Genomic DNA, 23,697 nt, shown 5'->3' on the forward strand with positions numbered 1-23,697 from the left:
ATGTTATTGAGATTTTCTCACCCGCAGATACCATTCAGACAGTAAGCGGACTTGTTTTTGGGTGTAGCCTTTTTCCATCATTCGATTAACAAAGTCTTCGTGTTTTTTCTGATCTTCAGCCGAAGTCTTCGCATTGAAAGAAATAACGGGCAGTAGCTCCTCAGTGTTAGAGAACATTTTTTTCTCGATCACGGTTCTGAGCTTTTCATAGCTGGTCCAGACTGGGTTTGCACCATTATGATGAGCACGGGCTCTCAATACAAAGTTGACGATTTCATTACGAAAATCTTTGGGGTTCGAAATGCCCGCAGGCTTTTCTATCTTTTCGAGTTCCGCATTGAGCGCTGCTCTGTCGAATAGCTGACCTGTATCCGGATCTCGGTATTCCTGATCCTGGATCCAAAAATCGGCATAAGTGACATAGCGGTCGAAGATGTTTTGGCCATACTCTGAATAGGACTCCAGGTATGCGGTTTGCAGTTCTTTACCGATAAACTCAACATACTGCGGGATCAAGTAGCCCTTGAGGTGGCTCAGGTAGCGCTCCTGAACCTCGGCACTGAATTGCTCGCGTTCAATTTGCTGCTCCAGTACGTAGAATAAATGAACCGGGTTTGCTGCAACTTCGGCATGGTCAAAGTTGAACACGCGTGAGAGGATCTTAAAGGCAAACCGGGTCGACAGACCTGTCATGCCCTCATCGACACCTGCGTAATCTCGATACTCCTGATACGACTTAGCTTTTGGATCTGTGTCTTTGAGACTTTCACCATCATAGACACGCATTTTCGAATAAATGCTGGAGTTTTCCGGCTCCTTAATACGTGAGAGGGTTGAGAATTTCGCTAGTGTCTCGAGCGTACCCGGCGCACAGGGTGCCGATCTAAGCTCGCTGTTTTCAATAAGTTTTTTGTAGATTTTCACTTCTTCAGACACGCGCAAACAGTAGGGTACCTTGACGATAAAGACCCGATCCAAAAATGCTTCATTGTTTTTGTTGTTTTTAAACGACTGCCATTCCGACTCGTTAGAGTGGGCCAGAATAATGCCATTGAAGGGCAATGCCGAGATACCCTCGGTACCGTTGTAATTCCCTTCCTGTGTGGCAGTTAACAGTGGGTGCAGCACCTTGATGGGTGCCTTGAACATTTCAACGAACTCCATTAACCCCTGGTTAGCCAGGCACAGCGCACCCGAATAAGAGTAGGCATCCGGATCGTTCTGGGCGTAATGCTCAAGCTTGCGAATGTCAACTTTACCAACCAGCGCCGAGATATCCTGGTTGTTTTCGTCGCCTGGCTCTGTCTTGGCTATGGCCGTTTGATCCAGGATAGACGGGTAGCGTTTGACCACTCTGAATTTAGAAATGTCGCCATTATATTCGTGCAGGCGCTTGGTTGCCCAAGGCGACATCACCGTTTTCAGGTAACGGCTATTAATGCCGTATTCTTTATCCAGCAACTCTCCATCTTCGAGCGGATTAAACAGGCTGAGCGGGTGGTCGTTCACTGGCGAGTCTTTGATGGCATATATAGGGACCTGTTGCATCAGGTATTTGAGTTTTTCTGCAATCGATGACTTACCACCACCTACAGGACCCAACAAATAGAGCACTTGTTTGTACTCTTCGAGGCCTTGTGCTGCATGTTTCAGATAGGACACGATTTGCTCTATGGCGTCTTCCATGCCGTAAAACTCATGAAATGCCGGATAACGTGCGATCACCCGGTTCGAAAAAAGACGGCTGAGTCGTGCATCTGTGGAAGTATCGACCATTTCGGGTTCACCAATTGCCATTAGCAGGCGCTCCGGCGCGCTCGCATAGGCAGCTTTGTCTTCTTTACATATATCCAAATATTCCGCGATGGTGAACTCTTCTTCTTGGGACGCTTCGTACCTGGACTGGTAATGCTCAAATATACTCATAATGAACTCCAATAACCTGTTGATGATGCGGTCTCTTAATGCAAGGCTACTTAAAGCTTAGTCGGGATATTCAAAAATTGCCTAAAAATTCCAGTAATTTAATGTCTGTTGAACACAGTGCAATGGTGTAAGAATTAGATACCGAATGAGAGTTACGGCACTTTATTCTAATACTTGGGTAGAAATGGCTAAACTAGGCTACTAAAGCGGTGAACTTAGTGCCAAATAGGTGCTTTACAGGGGAGATTTTGGCGTTTGCAGATTGATAAAAATTGCCAAAAAAATGATGGTCACATATGTATGTTTTACTGTGGTGTTCGCAGTTCACCTTCTAGAAACACAGGAAAAGCTGAGTTGATATCAGGCATGTCAGCGGAAGGAAGTCAGCTAGGGTAAAAAGGCAACAAAAAAGGCGCTACAAAAGAGCGCCTTTTTGGATTATCTGATATTAAGCAAGGTTTTCGTTTGCAAAATCCCAGTTAACCAGTGCCCAGAAACCTTTCAGGTAATCTGGACGAACATTGCGGTAATCGATGTAGTAAGCGTGTTCCCACAGGTCTACAGTGATGATTGGCGTTACGCCTTCTTCAGTAAGCGGAGTCGCTGCGTTAGACGTGTTTACGATGTCTAAAGAGCCGTCTGCAAGCTGTACCAACCAAGTCCAGCTAGAACCGAAGTTGTTTACTGCTTTATCGTTGAACGCTTCCTGGAATGCAGCAAATGAGCCCCATTTTGCGTTGATCAGCTCTGCTACTTTGCCAGTAGGCTCGCCACCACCATTTGGTGCCAGGCTGTGCCAGTAGAAAGTGTGGTTCCAGATCTGGGCTGCGTTGTTGAATACGCCGCCTTCAGAGTTACATACGATTTCTTCTAAAGATTTGTTCTCAAGGTCTGTGCCCTGGATAAGGCCGTTCAGTTTTACAACGTATGTGTTGTGGTGTTTACCGTGGTGGAACTCAAGTGTTTCCTGAGAAATATGCGGCTCAAGCGCGTTGATAGCATAAGGAAGTGACGGTAGTTCAAAAGCCATGTTAATCTCCATTTCGTTGTTAAATTGCCAAAACAATAGAAGCAATCTCTATCTTAGCTTACATTTCTATACGATTTGACGGCATATAGTGATACTATAATTCCTGAGTATTTTACTCAAGTTTTGGCAAACAGCAATGGCAATAGCCAAGACTTGTAGAATGAATGGCTCAGATTGCATTCATTTTGTACCGCCAGGCTGATCTATTGACAACGGCTGCGTAGCAAAGTGAGTGATATGATGAGTTATGCTATCGTCATTTTGAGGTAAATAATGGAAACCATTGAAAAGATTAAACAGCAAATCGCAGAGAATCCGATCATCCTATACATGAAGGGATCGCCCAAGCTACCTAACTGCGGTTTTTCTTCGCAGGCATCTCAAGCGCTCATGGCGTGTGGCGAGCAGTTTGCTTACGTCGATATTTTGCTTAACCCGGACATTCGTGCTGAGCTGCCTCATTATGCTAACTGGCCGACTTTTCCGCAGTTGTGGGTTGAGGGTGAGCTGATCGGTGGATGTGACATTATCATCGAGATGTTCCAAAAGGGTGAGTTGCAGCCACTAATTGCTGAAACTGCCGCGAAATATAAAGAAGACGACGCTGAAAAAGCGGAGTAAACCTGATATCGCACATATTCGAGGCATGTGATCATTGCATCACATGCCTTTTTTTGTATCTATAGAATTTACCAGACAGCCTGCCTTTATAGCCTTCAGACGTTTTTTACCATTGATATCTCTCTATCGTTTCACGCCATATTTTTAGTTTTGCAACACCGAGTTTACGCGTACGTCAAGCGCGTGTGCGGCAGAAAATAAGGAATTGCCAAATTCATGAGGTGAATAATGAATATTTATTCATTGTTTTCCCGATCGTTACGTTTACGTAAGCTTCCTCTTTTTATGTTTTTTACTCGTGATATTTTGATTTGATACCGGTGTCATTTTGTGGTTTTCTACCTTTAATTGATATTCTTAGAAATGAGAAGACGTGTTCTAAGTACCTTTTTTATGAGAAATATTCATGTGTATGAATAACTATTCTTTATTGTATTGACTCGAATACTAATCAAGGCTAGCTTTGATTATCTGCCAGTAATTCGTCTGACATTACCTGCTGGCAGTTGTAGCAAGGGGAGGAGTCCATGTTATATGACTCGGCATTAGAAAAAGAAAACTGTGGCTTTGGCTTGATAGCACATACGCAAGGTCAAGCAAGTCACAAGCTGATCCGCACGGCAATTACTGGCCTGGACAGAATGCAGCACCGCGGGGGCATTGCTGCGGATGGAAAAACCGGAGATGGCTGTGGCTTATTGCTGCAAAAGCCAGACAGCTTTTTCAGGGCGGTGGCGGCCGAAAACGATTGGCATCTTGGTAAAAACTATGCAGTTGGTATGGTTTTTCTTAACCAGGACTCGGCACTTGCCACGCAAGCCCGTGACATCATCAACGAAGAATTAGAAAAAGAAACACTAAGCTTAGTGGGCTGGCGCAGTGTACCTACCGATCCGAGCATGCTTGGTCCTATAGCAACAGAGCAATTACCCCAGTTTGAACAGGTCTTTGTATCTGCACCGGAAGGATGGCGACCAAAAGATCTTGAACGTCGGTTGTACATTGCGCGCCGTCGTATCGAAAAACGTCTGAGCACAGACCCTGACTTTTACATTGCCAGTTTGTCGGGTCTGGTTACTATTTACAAAGGCCTGATGATGCCGGCCGATCTGCCAAATTTTTATCTGGATCTGGCGGATATCCGCATGACCAGTGCGATTTGCGTTTTTCACCAGCGCTTTTCTACCAATACGCAACCTCGCTGGCCATTAGCGCAGCCGTTTCGTTATCTGGCGCACAACGGCGAGATAAACACCATCACCGGCAACCGGCAGTGGGCTAAGGCACGGGCTTATAAGTTTGCCTCGCCTTTGCTGCCTGACTTACAAAGTGCAGCCCCGTTTGTAAATGAAAGTGGGTCGGATTCATCCAGCCTCGACAACATGCTGGAGTTATTTCTGGCAGGTGGCATGGATATCTTCCGGGCGATGCGTATGCTGGTGCCGCCTGCGTGGCAGAAAAACCGCGCTATGGATGATGAACTCAGAGCGTTTTACGATTTTAACTCTATGCATATGGAGCCCTGGGATGGTCCGGCGGGCATAGTAATGTCTGATGGCCGGTTTGCGGCTTGTAATCTAGATCGAAATGGCCTGCGCCCGGCACGTTACGTGATCACGCAGGATGGTTTTATTACCCTGGCTTCCGAGGTGGGGATCTGGGACTATGAGCCTGATGAAGTTATTGAAAAGGGACGTGTCGGACCTGGTGAATTGCTGGTGGTGGATACATTGCATGGCAAAATCTGGCAATCCGATGAGATTGACGAGGACTTAAAAGCTCGTCATCCATACAAAACCTGGCTGGAACAAAATGTTAAGCGCTTAACACCCTTCGAAGCGTTGGATGAAGCCGATGCCGGGCAGCGTGATTTTGACAGCGACACTTTGCTGACTTATCAAAAGTTATTTGCGTACAGCAACGAAGAAATTGAGCAAGTGATCCGGGTGATGGGCCAGAATGGCCAGGAGGCCACAGGTTCTATGGGTGATGACACTCCGTTTGCTGTGTTATCAGAGGGGGCCCGCTCACTCTACGATTACTTTAGACAAAAATTTGCTCAGGTAACCAACCCGCCCATCGACCCACTGCGTGAGAATCACGTGATGTCACTTGCCACCTGTATTGGTCGCGAGCAAAACGTGTTTAACGAAACGACCGGTCATGCTAAGCGCTTGCAGTTTGATTCGCCAGTCCTGACTTATTCCGATATTCAGCAGCTGTTAGCGGCAGACGATGACCACTACAGCGTATGTCGTATTTCATTGAACTACGATCCGAATACGGAAAGCCTCAAAGCGGCGATTGAGCGGATCTGTGACGAAGCACAGGAAAAAGCAGCGTCTGGTTGTGTCATGCTACTGTTAAGTGACCGATATATCAGCCAGGACACCATGCCAGTGCCAGCTGCAATGGCGGTTGGTGCCGTGCAGCAACGGCTGGTTAATACCAATTTACGCTGCGATTCTAATATCATAGTCGAAACCGGCAGTGCGCGGGATCCGCATCAGTTCGCCGTGCTACTTGGCTTTGGCGCTACCGCGATTTACCCCTATCTGGCCTATGAGACTCTGGTTGCGTTGTGCGACAGCAAAGTCATCGACAAAACTTATCGAGAGGTGACGCTGGCCTATCGCAATGCCATCAACAAAGGTCTTTACAAAATCATGTCTAAGATGGGGATCAGTACGATTGCCTCTTATCGTTGCTCTATGTTGTTTGAGGCCGTGGGTCTGTCAGACGAAATTGTTGAACTGTGTTTTAAAGGCGTTAGCAGCCGTATTCAGGGAGCTGGATTTGCTGAATTCGAGGCTGATGGTGCGCAGTTACATAAGCTGGCGTACAGCAAGCGTAAATTGCTGTCTCACGGCGGTTTACTGAAGTTTGTCCATGGCGGAGAGTATCATGCTTATAACCCGGATGTGGTGCAGTCCCTGCAAGTTGCGGTGCGCTCGGGCAAGTATGAGGACTACCAGAAATATGCCGCTCTGGTAAACAATCGTCCAGTTACCAATTTGCGAGATCTTTTGAAGCTCAACACACAAGGGCCCGCAATTGACCTGGACGAGGTGGAGCCTGCTACAGAGCTGTATAAACGCTTTGATTCAGCGGCAATGAGTATTGGTGCTTTATCGCCGGAAGCCCATGAAGCGCTGGCGATTGCCATGAACCGTCTCGGCGGCTGCTCCAATTCAGGTGAAGGCGGAGAAGACAAATTACGTTTTGGTACGGAGAAAAACTCGCGGATTAAACAGGTGGCGTCGGGTCGTTTTGGCGTAACCCCCCACTATCTGCAAAGTGCAGATGTGATCCAGATAAAAGTCGCACAGGGTGCTAAGCCCGGCGAGGGCGGTCAGTTGCCAGGTGAAAAGGTGACCCCTTATATCGCCAAACTCAGATACTCGGTGCCGGGCGTAACGCTCATTTCCCCCCCGCCGCACCATGACATCTACTCTATTGAAGACTTGGCACAGCTGATCTTCGACCTTAAGCAGGTTAATCCCAAGGCGATGATTTCCGTTAAGCTGGTCTCTGAACCGGGTGTTGGTACCATTGCCACGGGGGTGGCAAAGGCCTACGCAGACTTAATCACTATTGCAGGTTACGACGGAGGCACAGGCGCCAGTCCGCTCACATCCGTTAAATATGCGGGCAGCCCCTGGGAGCTTGGCCTGGCCGAAACTCAGCAGGCGCTGGTCGAAAATGGCTTGCGTCATCGTATTCGTTTGCAAACGGATGGGGGCCTGAAAACTGGCCTGGACATCATCAAAGCGGCTATTTTGGGTGCCGAAAGCTTTGGCTTTGGTACAGGCCCTATGGTTGCACTTGGCTGTAAATATCTGCGGATCTGTCATCTGAATAACTGCGCTACGGGTGTTGCTACGCAGGATGAAACTCTGCGACAGAAGCACTACCATGGCTTGCCGGAAATGGCGATGAACTACTTCCGTTTTATTGCCCAGGAAGCGCGCGAAATTATGGCGTCTATGGGTATCAGTAAACTGACGGATTTAATTGGCCGAACGGATTTACTTGAGGTACTAGATGGCACAACGGCAAGACAGCAAAAGCTTGATCTTCAACCTTTGCTGGCAAAACCGGCGAACCCGTCGGGCGAAACGCTCTATTGCAGTGCGCCGAACACGTCGCACTATCAGGGCCAACTCAATGAGAGCCTGCTTGAAAAAGCGAAACAGGCGATAGATGACACAACAGGTACTTCTTTGGTGAGTCGGATCAAAAATACCGACCGCTCTGTGGGTGCCATGTTGTCTGGCTATATTGCCTCTCGTCATGGTAACCAGGGCATGGCCGCAGATCCTGTGGTGATCGAACTGCACGGTACTGCCGGGCAGGCGTTCGGAGTGTGGAATGCAGGTGGCCTTGAAATGACACTGGTGGGTGATGCCAACGATTATGTCGGTAAAGGCATGGCGGGCGGAAAGCTAGTATTGCGCCCACCGGTAGGCTCGAGTTTTCAGACTCATCAGGCCACCATTGCGGGTAATACCTGTTTGTACGGTGCGACCGGCGGCAAGTTGTATGCCGCAGGACGCGCTGGTGAGCGCTTTGCAGTGCGCAACTCAGGCGTGCAGGCCACCGTTGAGGGGTTAGGTGATAACGGCTGTGAATACATGACAGGTGGTGTGGTTTGTGTGTTAGGTCAGGTAGGGGTTAACTTTGGCGCCGGTATGACAGGAGGTTTTGCCTACGTACTCGACGAAGCCGGTGACTTTGATAAACGGTATAACCCTGAGCTGGTTGAAGTACTGCCTCTGGATGGGCTCGATACCATGCAGGAGCATTTACGTGGTCTGATAGCTGAACACCTGGAGCATACTGCATCATGCCGGGCAGAGCAGATCCTGGCTAACTTTGAATTGTATGTGCCTATGTTCAGGCTGATAAAACCAAAATCAAGCGATGTTAAGAGCTTGCTGGGGCATCGCGCACGCAGCAGTGCTGAATTACGTGTACAGGCACAATAGGGGGAAGTATGAGCGAAAATGTCTATCAATTTATCGATGTTCAGCGCATCGACCCGAGAAAGAAGCCAATTACAACACGCAAAAGCTCTTTCGTCGAAATTTATGAGCCCTTTTCAAAGCAGCAGGTGAGCTCTCAGGCCGATCGCTGCCTGGATTGCGGCAACCCCTATTGCGAGTGGAAGTGTCCGGTGCACAATTATATTCCGCAGTGGCTAAAGCTGATCCGTACGGGCAGGATCCTGGAAGCTGCGGAGTTGTCGCACCGGACCAATAGCCTGCCCGAAGTGTGTGGCCGGGTTTGTCCGCAAGATCGGCTGTGTGAAGGGTCTTGTACGCTCAATGATGAATTTGGTGCCGTAACCATAGGCAATATTGAGAAATACATCACAGATACAGCGTTTGCCCAGGGCTGGAAGCCGGATATGTCTTATGTCACCTGGACTGATAAAAAGGTCGCGATTATTGGCGCGGGCCCTGCCGGGCTTGGTTGTGCGGATATTTTGGTGCGCAACGGTGTGAAGCCCGTGGTGTTTGATCGAAACCCCGAGATCGGTGGTTTGTTGACGTTTGGTATTCCATCATTCAAGTTAGAAAAGTCTGTGATGGAAAAGCGCCGAGAAATCTTCACGGAAATGGGGGTGGAATTCCGTCTTAATACGGAGATAGGCACAGATATTAGCATGGACGACTTGCTGTCTCAGTACGATGCGGTCTTTATCGGTGTGGGCACTTATCAGTATATGCGGGCTGGTCTGGAGAATGAGGATGCGGAGCACGTCTATGATGCCCTGCCGTTCCTGATCGGTAACACCAACCGGGTCATGGGTTACGACGAGAGTAAGCAGGCATATATCGATATGGCCGACAAGCGCGTTGTGGTACTCGGTGGCGGTGATACCGCAATGGACTGCGTGCGAACGTCCGTGCGTCAGGGGGCAAAATCGGTAACCTGTGCGTATCGTCGGGATGAAGCCAATATGCCGGGGTCGCGCCGGGAAGTTAAGAATGCCAAAGAAGAGGGCGTTAAATTTAGCTTTAACGTTCAGCCTAAGGGCATTGAACTTGACCAAAATGGTCAGGTTTCAGGCGTTCGTATGGTGCGGACTGAACTCGGTGAGCCTGATGAAAATGGTCGAAGGCGCGCGCAAGAAGTGGCCGGCTCTGAACACGTGATTGAAGCGGATGCCGTGATCATGGCGTTTGGCTTTAAACCGCATAACCTCGACTGGCTGGCAGCGTATGATGTCGCAATCAACGAGTGGGGTGGTATCGTAGCCCCAGAAAAAGGCGCATTTACACACCAAACCAGTAATGAAAAAATCTTTGCAGGTGGCGATGCCGTACGTGGCTCTGACTTAGTGGTGACTGCGATTTTTGAAGGTCGTAACGCCGCGGAAGGGATCATGGATTATCTTGGGGTATAAAGGTAAATTGGTCTCTTATAAAAAGTGCTAATTTATGCTTAGTGCCAGATCTTAAGCCAACTATCCTAAATGTGGCGTTTATTTAGTGTATAAACGCCATTTTATCATTCACCAAACTTTCCCTAAGAAAAAGTTTAAAGGCACAAGTATACCTGATACTTATGTCACCTCAGTAGAGATGCCCTCAGATACATTTTATTTTTTAATTTTAAACTTTTAAAAACAAAAAGCTAATGATGTAACATGCACTTCAGTTAATAGCAGGAATTTATTCTCTGAGAGGGAAGTATGGCAAATAGAAGTTATTTATTTTCAGCAAATCAAAAACCGAAACGAGCGGATTCACTTATATTACGTGGCCTCTCCGAATGGAACTATGACATTCCTTTAATATATAAAATTCTAGTATCCGGCGAGGGGATAGAAAGTGTTGATTCACTAATTTGGGACTTTGACACACCTTTTGCAATATCAATGGAATACCGGCACGCTTTGGATAACTTGTATCAGTTTAAGGAAATTATTGAAAAGCACTGCTCATCGGATGTGCTTAAGTACAGCATTGACTTTCTGTCAAAACAAGAGAATAGCGGTGAGTACTTTTTATTAGAGCCATATGAAATTTACTTGTTGGAAGAAAGTCCGTTGCGGTCTCAACATGAGGAACTAGTCCGATCTCTCAGGAATTTTGATATTGTAGAGAACGCAGAGAAATTTATTCGGGAAAACAATCACAAGAATACAAATTCATTAAGCTCTCTGTTCTCTAGCCGTAAAAAAGCTGTTAGGTTAATTGAGAACGGCTTGGTTAATTCTGGATTTCAAGAGTGGAGTGATATACTAGCTTATGCACCTTACCCCCCTCCAAAGAGCATCTCTAAACCAAGCTACTACGATAATGAAGTAGCTGTGTTTGAGCTCATGGACACTCAGTCATATGCCTGGATTAAAATAATAGAAATTAATCGAGTGACGAAGAAGGTATGGCTGAAAGAAAATTGTGGCCGCCGAGAGTTTGTTGCTGACCTCATAGATGAAAACACAAACGTAAATGGGAGGCTGAACTTTAGATTCAATATGTTCCCAAATAATAAGGAAGGCCTTACACATGTTTTTAGCCTAATGGTCGGTTTTGGAGATGACCAAATTTGGCGATTAAGTAGTTCAGCATTGGAAGAAGCAAACGGAAATATGGTTCTGCGTGGTACTTCAGATATCGTAGATTACAAATATGTAGAAATGTCATAACAGTACCAACGATGAGATAATTTTCATTATGATGGATATGAGAGTGTGGTGGCCAAGCTTCTTGATTTAGTAAGCATGGCCAACGGCATATAAAGCACTACGCGCCCTGCACCTCAAGTAGCTCCTTGGCACTGGCGCGTGTGGTGCTGCTGACTTTATCGCCGCCAAGCAAACGGGCGATTTCATCAATACGTTGTTCCTGAACTAGCGGGAGCATCGACGTAAAGGTTTCACCGTCTTCAACGCGTTTGGACACAAAGAACTGGTGATGGCCACTACAGGCAACCTGAGGCAGGTGGGTTACACAGATCACCTGAGTTGAGTTACCTAGCTGGCGCAGCTGTTTGCCCACCTGAGAGGCAGTTGGGCCTGATATACCCACATCTACTTCATCGAAGATCAGGGTCGGCGTAGTGACCCGGTTCGCAATAATCACCTGGATCGCCAGGCTGATCCGTGACAGCTCACCACCAGAGGCCACTTTGGCCAGGGCTTGCAGAGGCTGGCCGGGGTTGGTTGAAACCAGAAAATCAATTTGGTCCATGCCCAGCTCATTGGGGCGTCTGTCTTCATGCTGGTTAAGCTGGATGGCAAACTGGCCGTTCTCCATTGACAGTTCATGCATACTTTGACTGATCAGTTCATTTAAGGTCAGCGCTGCTTGCGCACGGCTTTCGCTGAGCTGAGCCGCGGAGATTTGATAGGCGTGCAGGGCCTCTGCTATTTCGTGCTGCAGATCTTCTATACGCTCGTTGTTAGAGCAAATGGATGCCAGCTCTTCATGCAATTGCTGGTGGTGCTGATGTAGTAATTCGGGGCTGATCTGGTGCTTACGCGACAACGCCATGGCCTGAGCCAGTCTGTCTTCGACGCTCTGCAGGCGCTCTGGATCTTGCTCAATATTTTCCCCGTAGGCACGCAGCTCACGACAGCCTTCTTCGAGTTGCACCGCGGCCTCACCTAATAGTTGGCTGATCGCTTGTAATTTAGGGTCGTAGTTACTCAATTCAATGAAGGTTTGTACGCTATGCTGAAGCTGGCCTAAAACGGTTTGATCATCTTGCTCAGACAAACACATTAACTCGCGCTGGCAGCTTTCGGCCAGCGTCTGGCTATGGCTCAGGCGCGTATGCTCAGTTTCAATCTGCTCATATTCGCCTTCTTCCAGGGCAAACTCATCCAGCTCCTGAACCTGATATTCGAGCAGTTGTTTTTTGGCTGCCTGAGCTTGCTGTTGCTTAATGAGCTCGGCATGTTCTTTCTGCAAGGTATGATAGTGCTGGTACTGAGCACGTACAGCGTGCAGCAGGTTATCGTGTCCGGCGTAAGCATCCAGCAATCTAAGCTGATGTTCAGGCTTGAGCAGTAACTGGTGGGCATGCTGGCCATGAATGGCTATCAGGCGCTGGCCTAACTCCTTAAGCTGGGCTGCGGTTACAGAGTTACCGTTGATAAAACTCTTACTGCGGCCATTTTGCATAACAACACGACGTAAAATACAGTTTTGCTCTTCATCATCGAGCATCAGGTCGCTGAGAAACTGCTGCGCGTAGGGGAGTTGCCTGATATCAAACTGAGCCGTGATCTCTGCTTTGGTTGCTCCCGGGCGGATGCTGGCAACATCTGCGCGCTCGCCCAGACACAGAGAAAGTGCATCGATTGCAATAGATTTACCCGCACCGGTTTCACCGGTGATCGCAGTCATACCTGAGCGCCAGTCAATGGTTAATTCGTTAACAATGGCAAAGTTTTTAATTTGCAGACTGATAAGCATGCTGTATATCCAAACAGTACAATTACTGTTAATTTATACAGCATTTCTTGGAAATGCAACTTGAAATTGCGTTTTGTTGTGCGCGGCCTGTTTAAAGTGCCGCGGCTTTTTGTTGCTGCACAGAAGGGTCGTTATTCTCTGCTTGAGCTGTGGCGTCTTCCTCGCTCTGCTCTGCTTCTTGCGTGTCGGTTTGTACGGGTGTGTCAGGCGTCTGGATCCGCGAGATCAGGGCAGGCAAAATTTCATTGTAAAACGCCTTATTATAGGCAATCCCGGCTGAAGGCAGCTCACTGACAAACATAAACAGCTGGTCGGCTAGTAGCTCCATATTGCCATTTTCACGACATTTATTCAGCTCATTACCAACCGTGGCAAGTAAGTGATCGGTAACACGTTCCAGTGCTTCCAGATTTTCATCATTATGCGCCTGGACAACAAAAAAGTTGCCGACAATGGCGTTAAATTGCGGTGCATGCTTGGGTCTGATCAGCTTGTAACTCACAAATTCACTTATTTTACTTTTAAAGTGACTGCTGATCTCTTTGAGGCGCTCATTGAACACCCGCTTTTCGGCTTCGCGTGCTTTTTTGCGGTTATTCTCAATCACCACATAGACCCCTAAAATGGTGATCAATAAGGTGATAGATACGAAAACAACGTAGCTCATGTTGGTTTACTTTTCCCTAAAATAGAAAACAAATTTCACTTATTCTGCTGAACTTGCGGCGCTTAGTAAAGCCTGCTGCCCCAATTTAATTTCTGTCTCAGAACATTGTAGTAGGAATAGCTCTCGGGGTGGATCAAACGGAGCTTTTTTTCTGCTTTTTTAATGACCACTTCATCTCCGGGAAGCAATGCAAGTACCACATGACTGTCACAACTGACTTGTAAGCTGGCGGTGTTCTCCGGGCTCAGTTTGAGTTTTACCTGTTTACTGGCATCAACCACGAGCGGTCTGCTAGACAGCGTATGTGGGAACATGGGAACCAAAGCCATGGCGTTGAGCTCCGGTGTTAAAATAGGACCGCCACCGGACAAAGAGTATGCAGTAGAGCCCGTAGGGGTAGTGACTATCAGGCCATCTGAGCGTTGCGAAAAGACAAATTGATCGTCAATAAAAGCTTCAAACTCGATCATGTGAGCAACTTTGTCGGCATGCAGTACGGCTTCATTGACCGCCAGATTGGCACTTTTTAATTCGGCATGACGAAAGACTTCGACTTCCAGTAAAAAGCGCTGCTCGGCAACAAATTTACCACTCAATACTTGTTCCAGTTCGGCTTCAAAGTCGTCCGGATCGAGATCGGTTAAAAATCCCAGATTTCCACGATTGACGCCAATTACGGCGACATCAAACCTGGCCAGCACCCGGGCTGCACCCAGCATATTGCCATCGCCGCCAACGACGACGGCCAGATCGCAGCGCTCGCCCAGCGCAACCACATCGAGTATGTGTGAGTCGGGCAGTTCTGCGATTTGTTTGCCAACTCGCTGCTCCACAAAAACTTCATAGCCAAGAGCTTGCAAAAAAGTGTACAGGCGTTGTAATGTCAGGGCAGCGCCATCATGGTTTGGTTTTCCAATCAGGCCGATGGTTTTAAATGGTGCGCTCATTCGGTGAGTTTCCTTGGCAAATTATCTGTCGCCAAGATTATCTTAAAATGAATTCGCTTGAAACTCGCAAATTTAACCTTATTTATGATGTTATGAAACTTAGTGCACGTGATAAACAAGTCTTCTCTGCTGTAATGAGTCTTTACTGTAATGGTGAAGGGCATCCTGTGGCATCGAGTAAGATAGCAAAATTAAAAGGTATGGCGGTGTGCTCTGCCACGGTCCGTAATGCCATGGCACGCCTGGAAAACCAGGGGTTACTTTTTTCGCCGCATACGTCGGCCGGGCGTGTCCCGTCCGATCAGGGGATCAAATACTGGTTACAAGAATATTTTGGGCTGGAAGAGATTGCCCCTTACTGGGAGCCTGAGCGTGAGCAGCTCACGGGCTTTGCCCATACCTTGAGCCAAAAGTATCAGGTGTGCTGTATTGTTGGTTTGCCGCAAGTAAGCGAGCAGACCATATTTCGGGTAGAGGTGTTAGACTTTGACCGTAAGCACTGGCTGGTATTGCTGATTGACCGCACGGGCCAGTCTAACAACATTCTTATCAATAAGCCTGAGTCTAATTCTGATCCGGTGCGCTATCAGTTCGCAGCCTGGATGAACACGGTGTTTAGTCAGCAAACGCTTAAAGAAGGGTTACACCGAATGCGAGCCATGGCGAAAAGCGCGATGGCCGATTGCCGTGGCTCCCTAATGCAGTGGAGCCGCGAGTTAAGCTTGCAGCTGGGCACCGATAACAGCATTGTGGTCGGAGAACGTTATTTGTATAACCGCCTCGAAGGGCACAATGAACTCAATCTGGGCGTGAGCTTTTTACATCAGGTAGAAGACAGACTGGCACTGAAGAACGGCCTGTCGGTATTATTGGGCAGTGAGCTGAGTTATCTGAATCTGGAACGATTTGTGGTGTTGAGCGTGCCTTATTTTACGGCGAGCGAATATCAAAGTCGTTTTTGTGTGATTTGTCCGGCGGATGCGCCGATTGAGGCAATAATCAGCGAATTTACACAAATCCCAAAAAAAGAAGCTTGAATAACGAATTTGAATCCCCATAATTACGGCAGTTGTAAAGAATCGGAGAGAATTTTTCATGTCTGAGCAGACAAAAGCCCAAGAGCAGGAACAAGAGTTAGTGCAAGAAGACGTACAGGAAAACGCGGCAGAGCAAGCTGAACAAGCGCAAGAGAGTGCACAAACTGAGCAAGCTGAGTTGAGCCCAGAAGAAGAGATTGCAGGTCTGTATGCAGAACTGGAAGCGGCTAAGCAAACAATTGAAGGTCAAAAAGACAGTGTGATCCGTGCTGCTGCTGACGCCGAGAACGTGCGTCGTCGTGCCGCACAGGACGTAGAAAAAGCACAGAAGTTCGCGCTGGAAAAGTTTTCAAATGAGTTATTACCTGTGGTTGATAACCTGGAGCGTGCAATTGAGTTTGCCGACAAAGAAAACGAAGCGACAAAATCCATTATTGAAGGCATTGAAATGACACTGAAGTCATTCAATGATGCACTGGCTAAGTTTGGTGTTGAAGCCGTCAGCCCTCAGGGTGAGGCATTCAATCCTGAGTTGCACCAGGCGATGTCGATGCAGCCTAGCAACGATGTATCTCCAAACACTGTACTGGCCGTTATGCAAAAAGGGTATACCCTGAATGGCCGTTTACTGCGCCCTGCGATGGTGATGGTTTCTAAGGCAGCAGACTAGTCCAGAATAATAACATGTTGATTTAAAAGCCCGCACCAGCGGGCTTTTTTATTGGTGATTTGCATAGACTCAGGTCTCCTTTTAAAATAGTAGATAACTTAGTTTCAGCAGGTACAGGGTGATGAATAAAAAAATAGTGGCAGCGGTTGCCATTGCCGTGACGCTTATGGGATGTAAAACGTCCCCGACCGGGCGCACGCAGATAGCGCTTTACTCAGAGCAACAAATGGATGAAATGGGCGTAGCCAGTTTTGCGCAAATGAAACAGGAACAGACGATTGAAAAAAGCGCAAAAACCAATCGTTATGTACAGTGTATTGCTGATGCACTGATAGCTCAGCTACCGGCGCAGTATGCGCAGCAGCAATGGGAAGTGGTGGTCTTCAAGGAGCCCAGTGCCAATGCGTTTGCTTTGCCCGGAGGCAAGATTGGCGTACACACCGGACTTTTGAATGTTGCCAAAGACCAGCACCAACTGGCAGCCGTAATGGGCCACGAAGTGGGTCATGTTATCGCTCAGCATGCTAATGAGCGTGTCTCACAAAACAGCTTATTGCAAATTGGCTTGCAGGCAGGCAACGTGGCGCTGGAAATGGGCAATGTGCAATACCGTAATGCCATAATGCAGGGGCTGGGCTTGGGCGCACAATATGGCATTACATTGCCTTTTAGCCGCAGCCATGAGAGTGAGGCGGATGTCATTGGCCTGGAGCTGATGGCCAAAGCCGGGTTTAAGCCGCAGGGGGCTGTTGAGCTTTGGCAGAATATGAACAAGGCAGGAGGAGAGCGCCCGGCGGAGTTTTTATCAACGCACCCTTCACCCGAAAACCGCATTGCCTTATTACAAAGCAAGATGGCACAAGCCAATTCACAGGCTGCGGATGCCAAGCGTCAGGGTCGTAACCCCGCTTGTAAATAAGCCACTATTGCTGGGCGCTGCTGTGATAAAAGTTTGCGCCCAGTCTGTCGAGCACAATAAATAGTCTGAGATCCAGCTCCAGTTGGTGGTAATCCGGTTCCATATGACAGCAAAGCTGATAAAACGCTTTGTTATGATCCAGCTCTTTGAAGTGAGCCAGCTCGTGTACAACCAGTGCCCTTAATACCGCCTCCGGGGCATATTTCAGCTGCTGGGACAGGGCAATTTCATAACGGGTTTTGACTTTTCCGCCATGCTGTTTACGTGTCTGGCTGTGATGTCCCAGCGTACCTGTCATCAGATCCCGGCCTTTTGCGTAGCTGACTTTATGCAAACGAGGCACGTTCTTCAGGTATTTATTCTTATAATCATGACAATAATCATAGAGCGCCTGGGTGCTCTGACACTGATGGCCGTGTGGGTATTTTGCCCTGAAATACGTGGCAAGCTTGTCGCCTTCCAAAAGGGGTTTGATTTGTGCTTGTAAGCTTGACGGATAGTGCGCAAAGTACTGCAAATAATTCATATCGATGGTAGTAATCCGGGGACGAACATTCTAAGCTAATGGCTCAAGATCATAGCAGGAAAAGAGATAAATGTATCAGGCGAGTTGTTTATGTGGGGCCGTTAAACTGGAACTTCGTGGTGCCATTACGAGTATCATTCATTGCCACTGTTCCTTATGTCGCAAGTCGTCTGGCACCGCTTATGCCACCAACGGATTTGTCAGTCGTGATGAATTAACAGTGATTGCCGGGGAGGAGCATATCCGTCACTACGCGTTTAAACCTGGCAGGCTGCGTCACTTCTGTGGGATTTGTGCGTCTCCTTTATACAGCTCTAATCAGGATAACCCTGAAAAACTCAGGCTTCGACTCGGAATTCTCGACTCTGATATAGCGGAGCGGCCAATGTCACACAACTATGTAACGTCTAAAGCGAATTGGGAAGATCTGGATGCCGACTTACCTCGCTATGAAAGTAAAGAGCCGGGTCGGAAATAATAAGCAGGGCCGTTTCAGGCCCTGCGGCTAAGTGCTTAGTTATCTGTCATCGCACAGCAGTCAGATGCGCGTGAGTTACCACCGCTTTTCTGCAGCTCTGCTCTGCCTGCACCACCGACAGCTCGGGTTGCTTTGGCTGGTAGTGCAGACTGGTCGTCAGAAAGTTGTTTTACAGGTTTTTTATTGAGTTTTAAACGCATGGTATTTTCCTTATTGTTGTTTTATTCACCTTTTAAAGTCCTGTAAAACTTGATATTTGTCAAGTGCTTAAATTAACGCTTGTTGCTGTGGTTGGCGCTCTGCCGGAAATGGCTCGAGTACTTGATGGGCAGCGCCCAGATCCTGAATAAACTGCCTGGCCAGCAGAGGAGCATCATAATTGTCGGCGGTGTGAAAGAACACATACGGTGTACGCCCCTCATTTAGCCAGTCACGAATTTTGTTGAGCCAGGGGGCATAAAAGGTGCGGTTTGCAGCCAAATCTGAACACCCGACAAAACGCAGCATGGGCGCCTGAGCCGTTGCAATCACATTGACGGGCACGCGCGGTTTCTTTTGCTGGGCATCAATAATGGCCGGGGTACTGGGCGCTTCACTAAACAAAGGCCGAGTATCCATAATAATGCGATTTACACCGGTCTGCATCAGCAGCTGGTTAAAACGCTTTTCAGCGTCGCCTTTGGCAAAAAACGCTCTGTGCCTGACTTCGATGCCCAGGGTCAACTCCTCAGGTAATTGTGCGATAAAATCGGCTATCCGGCCAAGATATTGCGGGCTACAGCTGGCAGGCAGTTGCAGCAGCACCATCCCAAGTTGTGAAAATAATGGCGAAAACAGCTCGAGCCATTGCCTGAGTTCTTGCTGACAATGAGTCAACGCCAGCTCATGAGAGATCTGTTTGGGTATTTTAAAGGTAAAGCGAAAGTCTTCTGGCACCGCATTTGACCAGGTGGCGATGGTGTCTGGCTTTGGGCTGGCATAGAAGCTGGTATTGCCCTCAACACTGTTAAAGATCTGCGCATATTCGCTTAACATATCCGCGGCTTTGCAGTCGCTGCTGAAAAACCGACCTTTCCAGTGTGCAGAGCTCCACTGAGGACACCCCAAATACAGCATGAAATTTGCTCCCTGATTGACTTAAAGAAGAGTCTAACAAAGTCCAGATGGAGAAAAAATCGTAACAGCGAAAGAATCCCGGTTTTGTGGGATGACAAAGCGTGGCAATTTTATATAATTGGCGATTAAATTTATCATTCATTATGCCCTTTAGAGTTAGTAGGCAAATAGGATTATTATGCGCTCAATATACTGCGGAAAATTAAACAAGGACCATGTAGGTCAGGAAGTGGAGCTATGTGGTTGGATCAACAAACGTCGTGATCTGGGTGGTTTGATCTTCATTGATCTGCGAGATCGCGAAGGTTTGGTCCAGGTCGTGTTTGATCCTGAAGTAGAAGGCCTGATGGATGTTGCAAACACTTTACGTCAAGAGTTTTGCGTTCAGGTTACAGGTACTGTTCGTGCGCGCCCTGAGAGCCAAATCAATCAGGACATGGCCACTGGTGAAGTTGAGATCCTGGGCACTGGCCTGACTATCATCAACCGTGCAGAACCTTTGCCTCTGGACTTTAACCAGGAAAACTCAGAAGAGCGTCGCCTGACTTACCGTTATCTTGACCTGCGTCGTCTGGAAATGAGTGACCGCATTAAATTGCGCGCAAAAGCATCGAGCTTTGTACGTCGCTTCTTAGACAGCAATGATTTCCTGGACATCGAAACGCCGGTACTGACAAAAGCAACACCAGAAGGTGCACGCGACTATCTGGTACCAAGCCGAGTGCATAAAGGCAGTTTCTACGCGTTGCCACAGTCGCCTCAGCTGTTTAAACAGTTGCTGATGATGTCTGGTTTTGACCGTTACTACCAGATTGTTAAATGTTTCCGCGATGAAGACTTACGTGCTGATCGCCAGCCTGAATTCACTCAAATCGATTTAGAAACCTCATTCATGACATCCGCACAGGTGCGTGATATCACTGAGCGTTTGATCTGTGAAATGTGGCAAGAGCTGCTTGACGTTGATCTGGGCCAGTTCCCGGTCATGAGCTACGAAGAAGCCATGCGTCGTTACGGTTCAGACAAGCCGGACTTACGTAACCCGCTAGAACTGATCGACGTTGCCGACTTGGTTAAGGACGTCGAATTCAAAGTACTGGCAGGTCCTGCAAACGATGAAAAAGGCCGCGTGGCGGTGTTGACTGTACCGGGTGGCGCATCACTTTCTCGTAAGCAAATTGATGAGTACACCAAGTTTGTTGGCATCTATGGTGCAAAAGGTCTGGCCTGGATGAAGGTCAACGACCTGGACGCTGGCCTTGAAGGTATTCAGTCGCCAATTGCTAAGTTCCTGAACGAAGAAGTGATCAAAGGCATTCTTGAACGCACTAACGCACAGACCGGCGACATCATTTTGTTCGGTGCTGACAAGCGCAACGTGGTTAACGAAGCAATGGGTGCACTGCGTCTGAAAGTAGGTCTGGACCTTGAGCTGACCAACCTTGGTCAGTGGGCACCACTGTGGGTTGTTGACTTCCCAATGTTTGAGGAAGACGACGAAGGTAACCTGCATGCAGTTCACCACCCATTCACGGCACCTAAAGACATTTCAGCGGCAGAGCTGGAAGCTAACCCGGCAGGCGCTATTTCAGATGCGTACGACATGGTACTGAATGGCTATGAAGTCGGTGGTGGCTCGGTGCGGATCCACAACAACGATATGCAGCAGGCGGCTTTCCGTATTCTGGGTATTGATGAGCAAGAGCAACAAGATAAGTTCGGCTTCCTGCTGGACGCACTGAAGTACGGTACGCCACCACACGCAGGTCTGGCATTTGGCCTTGACCGCCTGGTGATGTTGCTGTGTGGCACAGACAACATCCGTGATGTGATTGCGTTCCCGAAAACGACTCAGGCATCGTGTCTGATGACCAATGCGCCGAGCGTTGCTAACCCGGATGCATTGAAGGAGCTTGCAGTCACCGTCACTGCACAGCAAAAAGACGCTGAATAACGACAGCTAAAGGAATAAATAAAGCGGCGATTATGCCGCTTTTTTTATTCTGAAAACTCAAGGTAACTGGAAATTCATACAGTATTTTGGCATGATAGCGAAAAAACAACGAGAGTATGCGCCTTGGCAGTAATTTTAGGCATAGATCCAGGCTCCAGGCTGACCGGATATGGTGTAGTTCAGCGCCAGGGTAGCCAGTTTCAGTATCTGGGCAGTGGCTGTATCCGACTGGGTGATAAGCCATTTCCACAACGACTGCAGATGATTTATCAGGGCGTTAGCCAGATCATCGAGCAGTTTAACCCGCAGGGATTTGCCATTGAGCAAGTCTTTATGGCACATAATCCAGATTCCGCTTTAAAACTAGGTCAGGCACGGGGGGCTGCCATCGTCGCTGCCACCATGAAAGAGATTGAGGTATTTGAATATTCGGCCCGGCAGGTTAAACAAGCCGTGGTTGGTACCGGCGGGGCGAATAAGTCGCAGGTTCAGGAAATGGTCAAACGGCTATTAAAGCTTCCAGGCACCCCCCAGGCCGATGCCGCTGATGCGCTGGCCATCGCCATCTGTCATGCACATTCAGAGCAAAACCTGATCAAGCTGGCTGGCAATGCGAAAAAAACCGTACGAGGAAGATTGAGGTAATTATGATAGGCAGACTCAAAGGTCTTTTAGTAGAAAAACAGCCACCTGAGATCCTGTTAGAGGTGAGTGGCGTCGGCTATGAAGTGCAAATGCCGATGACGTGTTTTTATGAATTGCCGCAAACGGGTAATGAAGCAACCATCTATACTCATTTTGTGGTGCGTGAGGATGCGCAATTATTGTTTGGCTTTAACCACAAAACTGAGCGGGCGTTGTTTCGTGAGTTGATCAAGGCCAATGGTGTTGGCCCGAAGCTGGCTCTGGCAATTTTGTCGGGTATGTCGGCGGAACAGTTTGTTCATTGTGTCAATCAGGGCGATGCGTCTACTTTGGTGAAAATTCCCGGGGTAGGCAAGAAAACCGCTGAGCGTTTGGTGCTTGAGATGAAAGACAAACTGAAAAACTTTGGCCATGATCTGCTGACCCCGTTCAGCGATAGTGCCGTGTTAGCGCCTCAGGAAGACCCCACGGTGGCGAATACGCCCGAAGATGATGCGCTGGCAGCACTACTTGCGCTAGGCTATAAACCCGCACAAGCACAAAAAGCCTTGAAAGCGGTGAGCAAACCAGGCATGGATACTGAGGGGCTGATCAAAGAAGCCCTGAGATCTATGATGTAAGAAAGGCTGATTAAGTAATTATGATTGAAGCAGACAGACTCATTGAGCCGGAAGTGCAGGGCAGTGAAGAGGCCGTAGACAGAGCAATACGGCCTAAATTACTGTCGGACTATACCGGCCAGCAGCATGTAAAGCAGCAGATGGAAATCTTCATCGAAGCGGCGCGCAGCCGTGAAGAAGCACTGGACCACCTGCTGATATTCGGCCCGCCGGGGTTAGGTAAAACAACACTGGCCAACATTGTTGCCAATGAGCTGGGTGTGAATATCAAAACCACCTCAGGCCCGGTGCTTGAAAAAGCAGGCGACCTGGCCGCTATGCTGACCAACCTGGAGCAGGGCGATGTGTTGTTTATTGATGAAATACATCGCCTGAGTCCCCAGGTTGAAGAGATCCTCTACCCTGCGATGGAAGATTACCAGCTCGATATTATGATAGGTGAAGGACCGGCGGCTCGTTCAATAAAGCTGGACTTGCCACCTTTTACGCTGGTGGGGGCCACAACCCGAGCAGGATCACTGACCTCACCGCTGAGAGATCGTTTCGGCATTGTACAACGTCTGGAATTTTATTCTGTGGTTGAGCTGGCATCGATTGTGTCGCGCTCTGCGCATTTTTTGAATCTCGAGATCAGTGACGCTGGGGCGGTTGAAGTGGCCAAACGAGCGCGTGGTACACCGCGTATCGCTAACCGTTTGCTCAGACGTGTCCGGGACTTCGCTCAGGTAAAAGGAGATGGCAGTGTCGATGAAGTGATTGCCAGTCAGGCGCTGGATATGGTCGACGTTGACAAATGTGGGTTTGATTACATGGATCGTAAGTACTTACTTGCAATTATTGAGAAGTTTACTGGGGGACCAGTGGGCCTGGATAACCTGGCTGCCGCGATTGGTGAAGAGCGCGAGACCATAGAAGATGTGATAGAACCTTATCTGATCCAGCAGGGCTTTATCCAGCGTACTCCCAGAGGGCGAATTGTCTCAGACCGGGCCTATCTGCATTTCGACCTAACGAAACCAAACAACTGATTGACCAGACTTTTCTAAATCCTACCTGGCTGCCAAGAAGCACATCATGTGTTTCTTGGGTCTTTCCTCCTGCTATACC

20 protein-coding genes are annotated in these 23,697 nt (G+C 48.2%); 12 read left to right on the forward strand and 8 right to left on the reverse strand.

Going from position 1 to position 23,697, the window contains the following annotated elements:
• Positions 1-3 precede the first annotated feature (3 nt).
• Together L1285_RS06685 and L1285_RS06690 are read right to left on the reverse strand one after the other, a co-directional pair.
• The gene (locus L1285_RS06685; protein ID WP_046006743.1) at positions 4-1,926 is read right to left on the reverse strand and encodes a PrkA family serine protein kinase; all 1,923 of its coding nucleotides are present in this window, start codon (positions 1,924-1,926) and stop codon (positions 4-6) included.
• A 448-nt stretch (positions 1,927-2,374) separates the two neighbouring features.
• Positions 2,375-2,956: a Fe-Mn family superoxide dismutase gene (locus L1285_RS06690; protein WP_046006742.1), complete on the reverse strand. Its 582-nt coding sequence runs from the start codon at positions 2,954-2,956 to the stop codon at positions 2,375-2,377.
• Between the two features lie 273 nt (positions 2,957-3,229).
• Between L1285_RS06690 and L1285_RS06695 the strand changes: the two genes are divergently transcribed.
• The 4 genes from L1285_RS06695 (at position 3,230) to L1285_RS06710 (ending at position 11,237) form a co-directional block, all read left to right on the forward strand.
• Positions 3,230-3,577 carry a Grx4 family monothiol glutaredoxin gene (locus L1285_RS06695; RefSeq protein ID WP_046006741.1) on the forward strand — a complete coding sequence of 116 codons (348 nt, stop codon included), beginning with the start codon at positions 3,230-3,232 and terminating at the stop codon, positions 3,575-3,577.
• A gap of 527 nt (positions 3,578-4,104) precedes the next feature.
• Positions 4,105-8,565, forward strand: a complete 4,461-nt coding sequence (gene gltB, locus L1285_RS06700; RefSeq protein ID WP_235411456.1) for a glutamate synthase large subunit — start codon at positions 4,105-4,107, stop codon at positions 8,563-8,565.
• 8 nt (positions 8,566-8,573) lie between these two features.
• Positions 8,574-9,989, forward strand: coding sequence for an FAD-dependent oxidoreductase (locus L1285_RS06705; protein WP_235411457.1), 1,416 nt, complete (start codon positions 8,574-8,576; stop codon positions 9,987-9,989).
• Between the two features lie 288 nt (positions 9,990-10,277).
• Positions 10,278-11,237 (forward strand): DUF7822 domain-containing protein, encoded by a 960-nt coding sequence (locus tag L1285_RS06710; protein ID WP_235411458.1) that lies wholly within the window; start codon positions 10,278-10,280, stop codon positions 11,235-11,237.
• 97 nt (positions 11,238-11,334) lie between these two features.
• Here L1285_RS06710 and recN read toward each other — a convergent pair whose 3' ends face one another.
• The 3 genes from recN to nadK all read right to left on the reverse strand — a co-directional run bounded on the left by recN (position 11,335) and on the right by nadK (position 14,625).
• Entirely contained in the window at positions 11,335-13,011 is a 1,677-nt protein-coding gene (recN, locus tag L1285_RS06715; RefSeq protein WP_235411459.1) for a DNA repair protein RecN, read from the reverse strand.
• Positions 13,012-13,102: 91 nt separating this feature from the next.
• On the reverse strand, positions 13,103-13,678 hold the full coding sequence (locus L1285_RS06720; RefSeq protein ID WP_235411460.1) for a hypothetical protein: 576 nt from the start codon (positions 13,676-13,678) through the stop codon (positions 13,103-13,105).
• Between the two features lie 62 nt (positions 13,679-13,740).
• A complete protein-coding gene (gene nadK, locus L1285_RS06725; protein ID WP_046006736.1) occupies positions 13,741-14,625 on the reverse strand; it encodes an NAD(+) kinase in 885 nt (294 codons plus the stop codon).
• A 92-nt stretch (positions 14,626-14,717) separates the two neighbouring features.
• On the opposite strand from nadK, the gene L1285_RS06730 reads away from it, so the two are divergent.
• From L1285_RS06730 to L1285_RS06740, 3 genes are all read left to right on the forward strand, one after another.
• The gene (locus tag L1285_RS06730) at positions 14,718-15,662 is read left to right on the forward strand and encodes an HrcA family transcriptional regulator (protein WP_235411461.1); all 945 of its coding nucleotides are present in this window, start codon (positions 14,718-14,720) and stop codon (positions 15,660-15,662) included.
• Positions 15,663-15,720: 58 nt separating this feature from the next.
• Positions 15,721-16,332: a nucleotide exchange factor GrpE gene (gene grpE / locus L1285_RS06735; RefSeq protein ID WP_046006735.1), complete on the forward strand. Its 612-nt coding sequence runs from the start codon at positions 15,721-15,723 to the stop codon at positions 16,330-16,332.
• A gap of 121 nt (positions 16,333-16,453) precedes the next feature.
• The gene (locus tag L1285_RS06740; protein WP_235411462.1) at positions 16,454-17,251 is read left to right on the forward strand and encodes a M48 family metallopeptidase; all 798 of its coding nucleotides are present in this window, start codon (positions 16,454-16,456) and stop codon (positions 17,249-17,251) included.
• A 4-nt stretch (positions 17,252-17,255) separates the two neighbouring features.
• On the opposite strand, the gene L1285_RS06745 is transcribed toward L1285_RS06740, so the two are convergent.
• The gene (locus L1285_RS06745; RefSeq protein ID WP_235411463.1) at positions 17,256-17,777 is read right to left on the reverse strand and encodes a M48 metallopeptidase family protein; all 522 of its coding nucleotides are present in this window, start codon (positions 17,775-17,777) and stop codon (positions 17,256-17,258) included.
• Between the two features lie 70 nt (positions 17,778-17,847).
• Between L1285_RS06745 and L1285_RS06750 the strand changes: the two genes are divergently transcribed.
• Positions 17,848-18,255 (forward strand): GFA family protein, encoded by a 408-nt coding sequence (locus tag L1285_RS06750; RefSeq protein ID WP_235411464.1) that lies wholly within the window; start codon positions 17,848-17,850, stop codon positions 18,253-18,255.
• 35 nt (positions 18,256-18,290) lie between these two features.
• Here L1285_RS06750 and L1285_RS06755 read toward each other — a convergent pair whose 3' ends face one another.
• A complete protein-coding gene (locus L1285_RS06755) occupies positions 18,291-18,455 on the reverse strand; it encodes a hypothetical protein (protein ID WP_156158719.1) in 165 nt (54 codons plus the stop codon).
• 67 nt (positions 18,456-18,522) lie between these two features.
• A complete protein-coding gene (locus L1285_RS06760) occupies positions 18,523-19,371 on the reverse strand; it encodes a DUF72 domain-containing protein (RefSeq protein WP_235411465.1) in 849 nt (282 codons plus the stop codon).
• A gap of 178 nt (positions 19,372-19,549) precedes the next feature.
• Between L1285_RS06760 and aspS the strand changes: the two genes are divergently transcribed.
• The 4 genes from aspS to ruvB all read left to right on the forward strand — a co-directional run bounded on the left by aspS (position 19,550) and on the right by ruvB (position 23,618).
• Positions 19,550-21,325, forward strand: a complete 1,776-nt coding sequence (gene aspS, locus L1285_RS06765; RefSeq protein ID WP_046006730.1) for an aspartate--tRNA ligase — start codon at positions 19,550-19,552, stop codon at positions 21,323-21,325.
• 123 nt (positions 21,326-21,448) lie between these two features.
• The gene (gene ruvC, locus L1285_RS06770) at positions 21,449-21,970 is read left to right on the forward strand and encodes a crossover junction endodeoxyribonuclease RuvC (RefSeq protein ID WP_046006729.1); all 522 of its coding nucleotides are present in this window, start codon (positions 21,449-21,451) and stop codon (positions 21,968-21,970) included.
• 2 nt (positions 21,971-21,972) lie between these two features.
• Positions 21,973-22,590 (forward strand): Holliday junction branch migration protein RuvA, encoded by a 618-nt coding sequence (gene ruvA / locus L1285_RS06775; protein ID WP_046006728.1) that lies wholly within the window; start codon positions 21,973-21,975, stop codon positions 22,588-22,590.
• A gap of 20 nt (positions 22,591-22,610) precedes the next feature.
• On the forward strand, positions 22,611-23,618 hold the full coding sequence (gene ruvB, locus L1285_RS06780; RefSeq protein ID WP_235411466.1) for a Holliday junction branch migration DNA helicase RuvB: 1,008 nt from the start codon (positions 22,611-22,613) through the stop codon (positions 23,616-23,618).
• The last annotated feature ends 79 nt before the right edge of the window (positions 23,619-23,697 follow it).

The organism is Pseudoalteromonas sp. DL2-H2.2 (genome assembly GCF_021532535.1).
Classification (GTDB): Bacteria; Pseudomonadota; Gammaproteobacteria; order Enterobacterales; family Alteromonadaceae; genus Pseudoalteromonas; species Pseudoalteromonas rubra_A.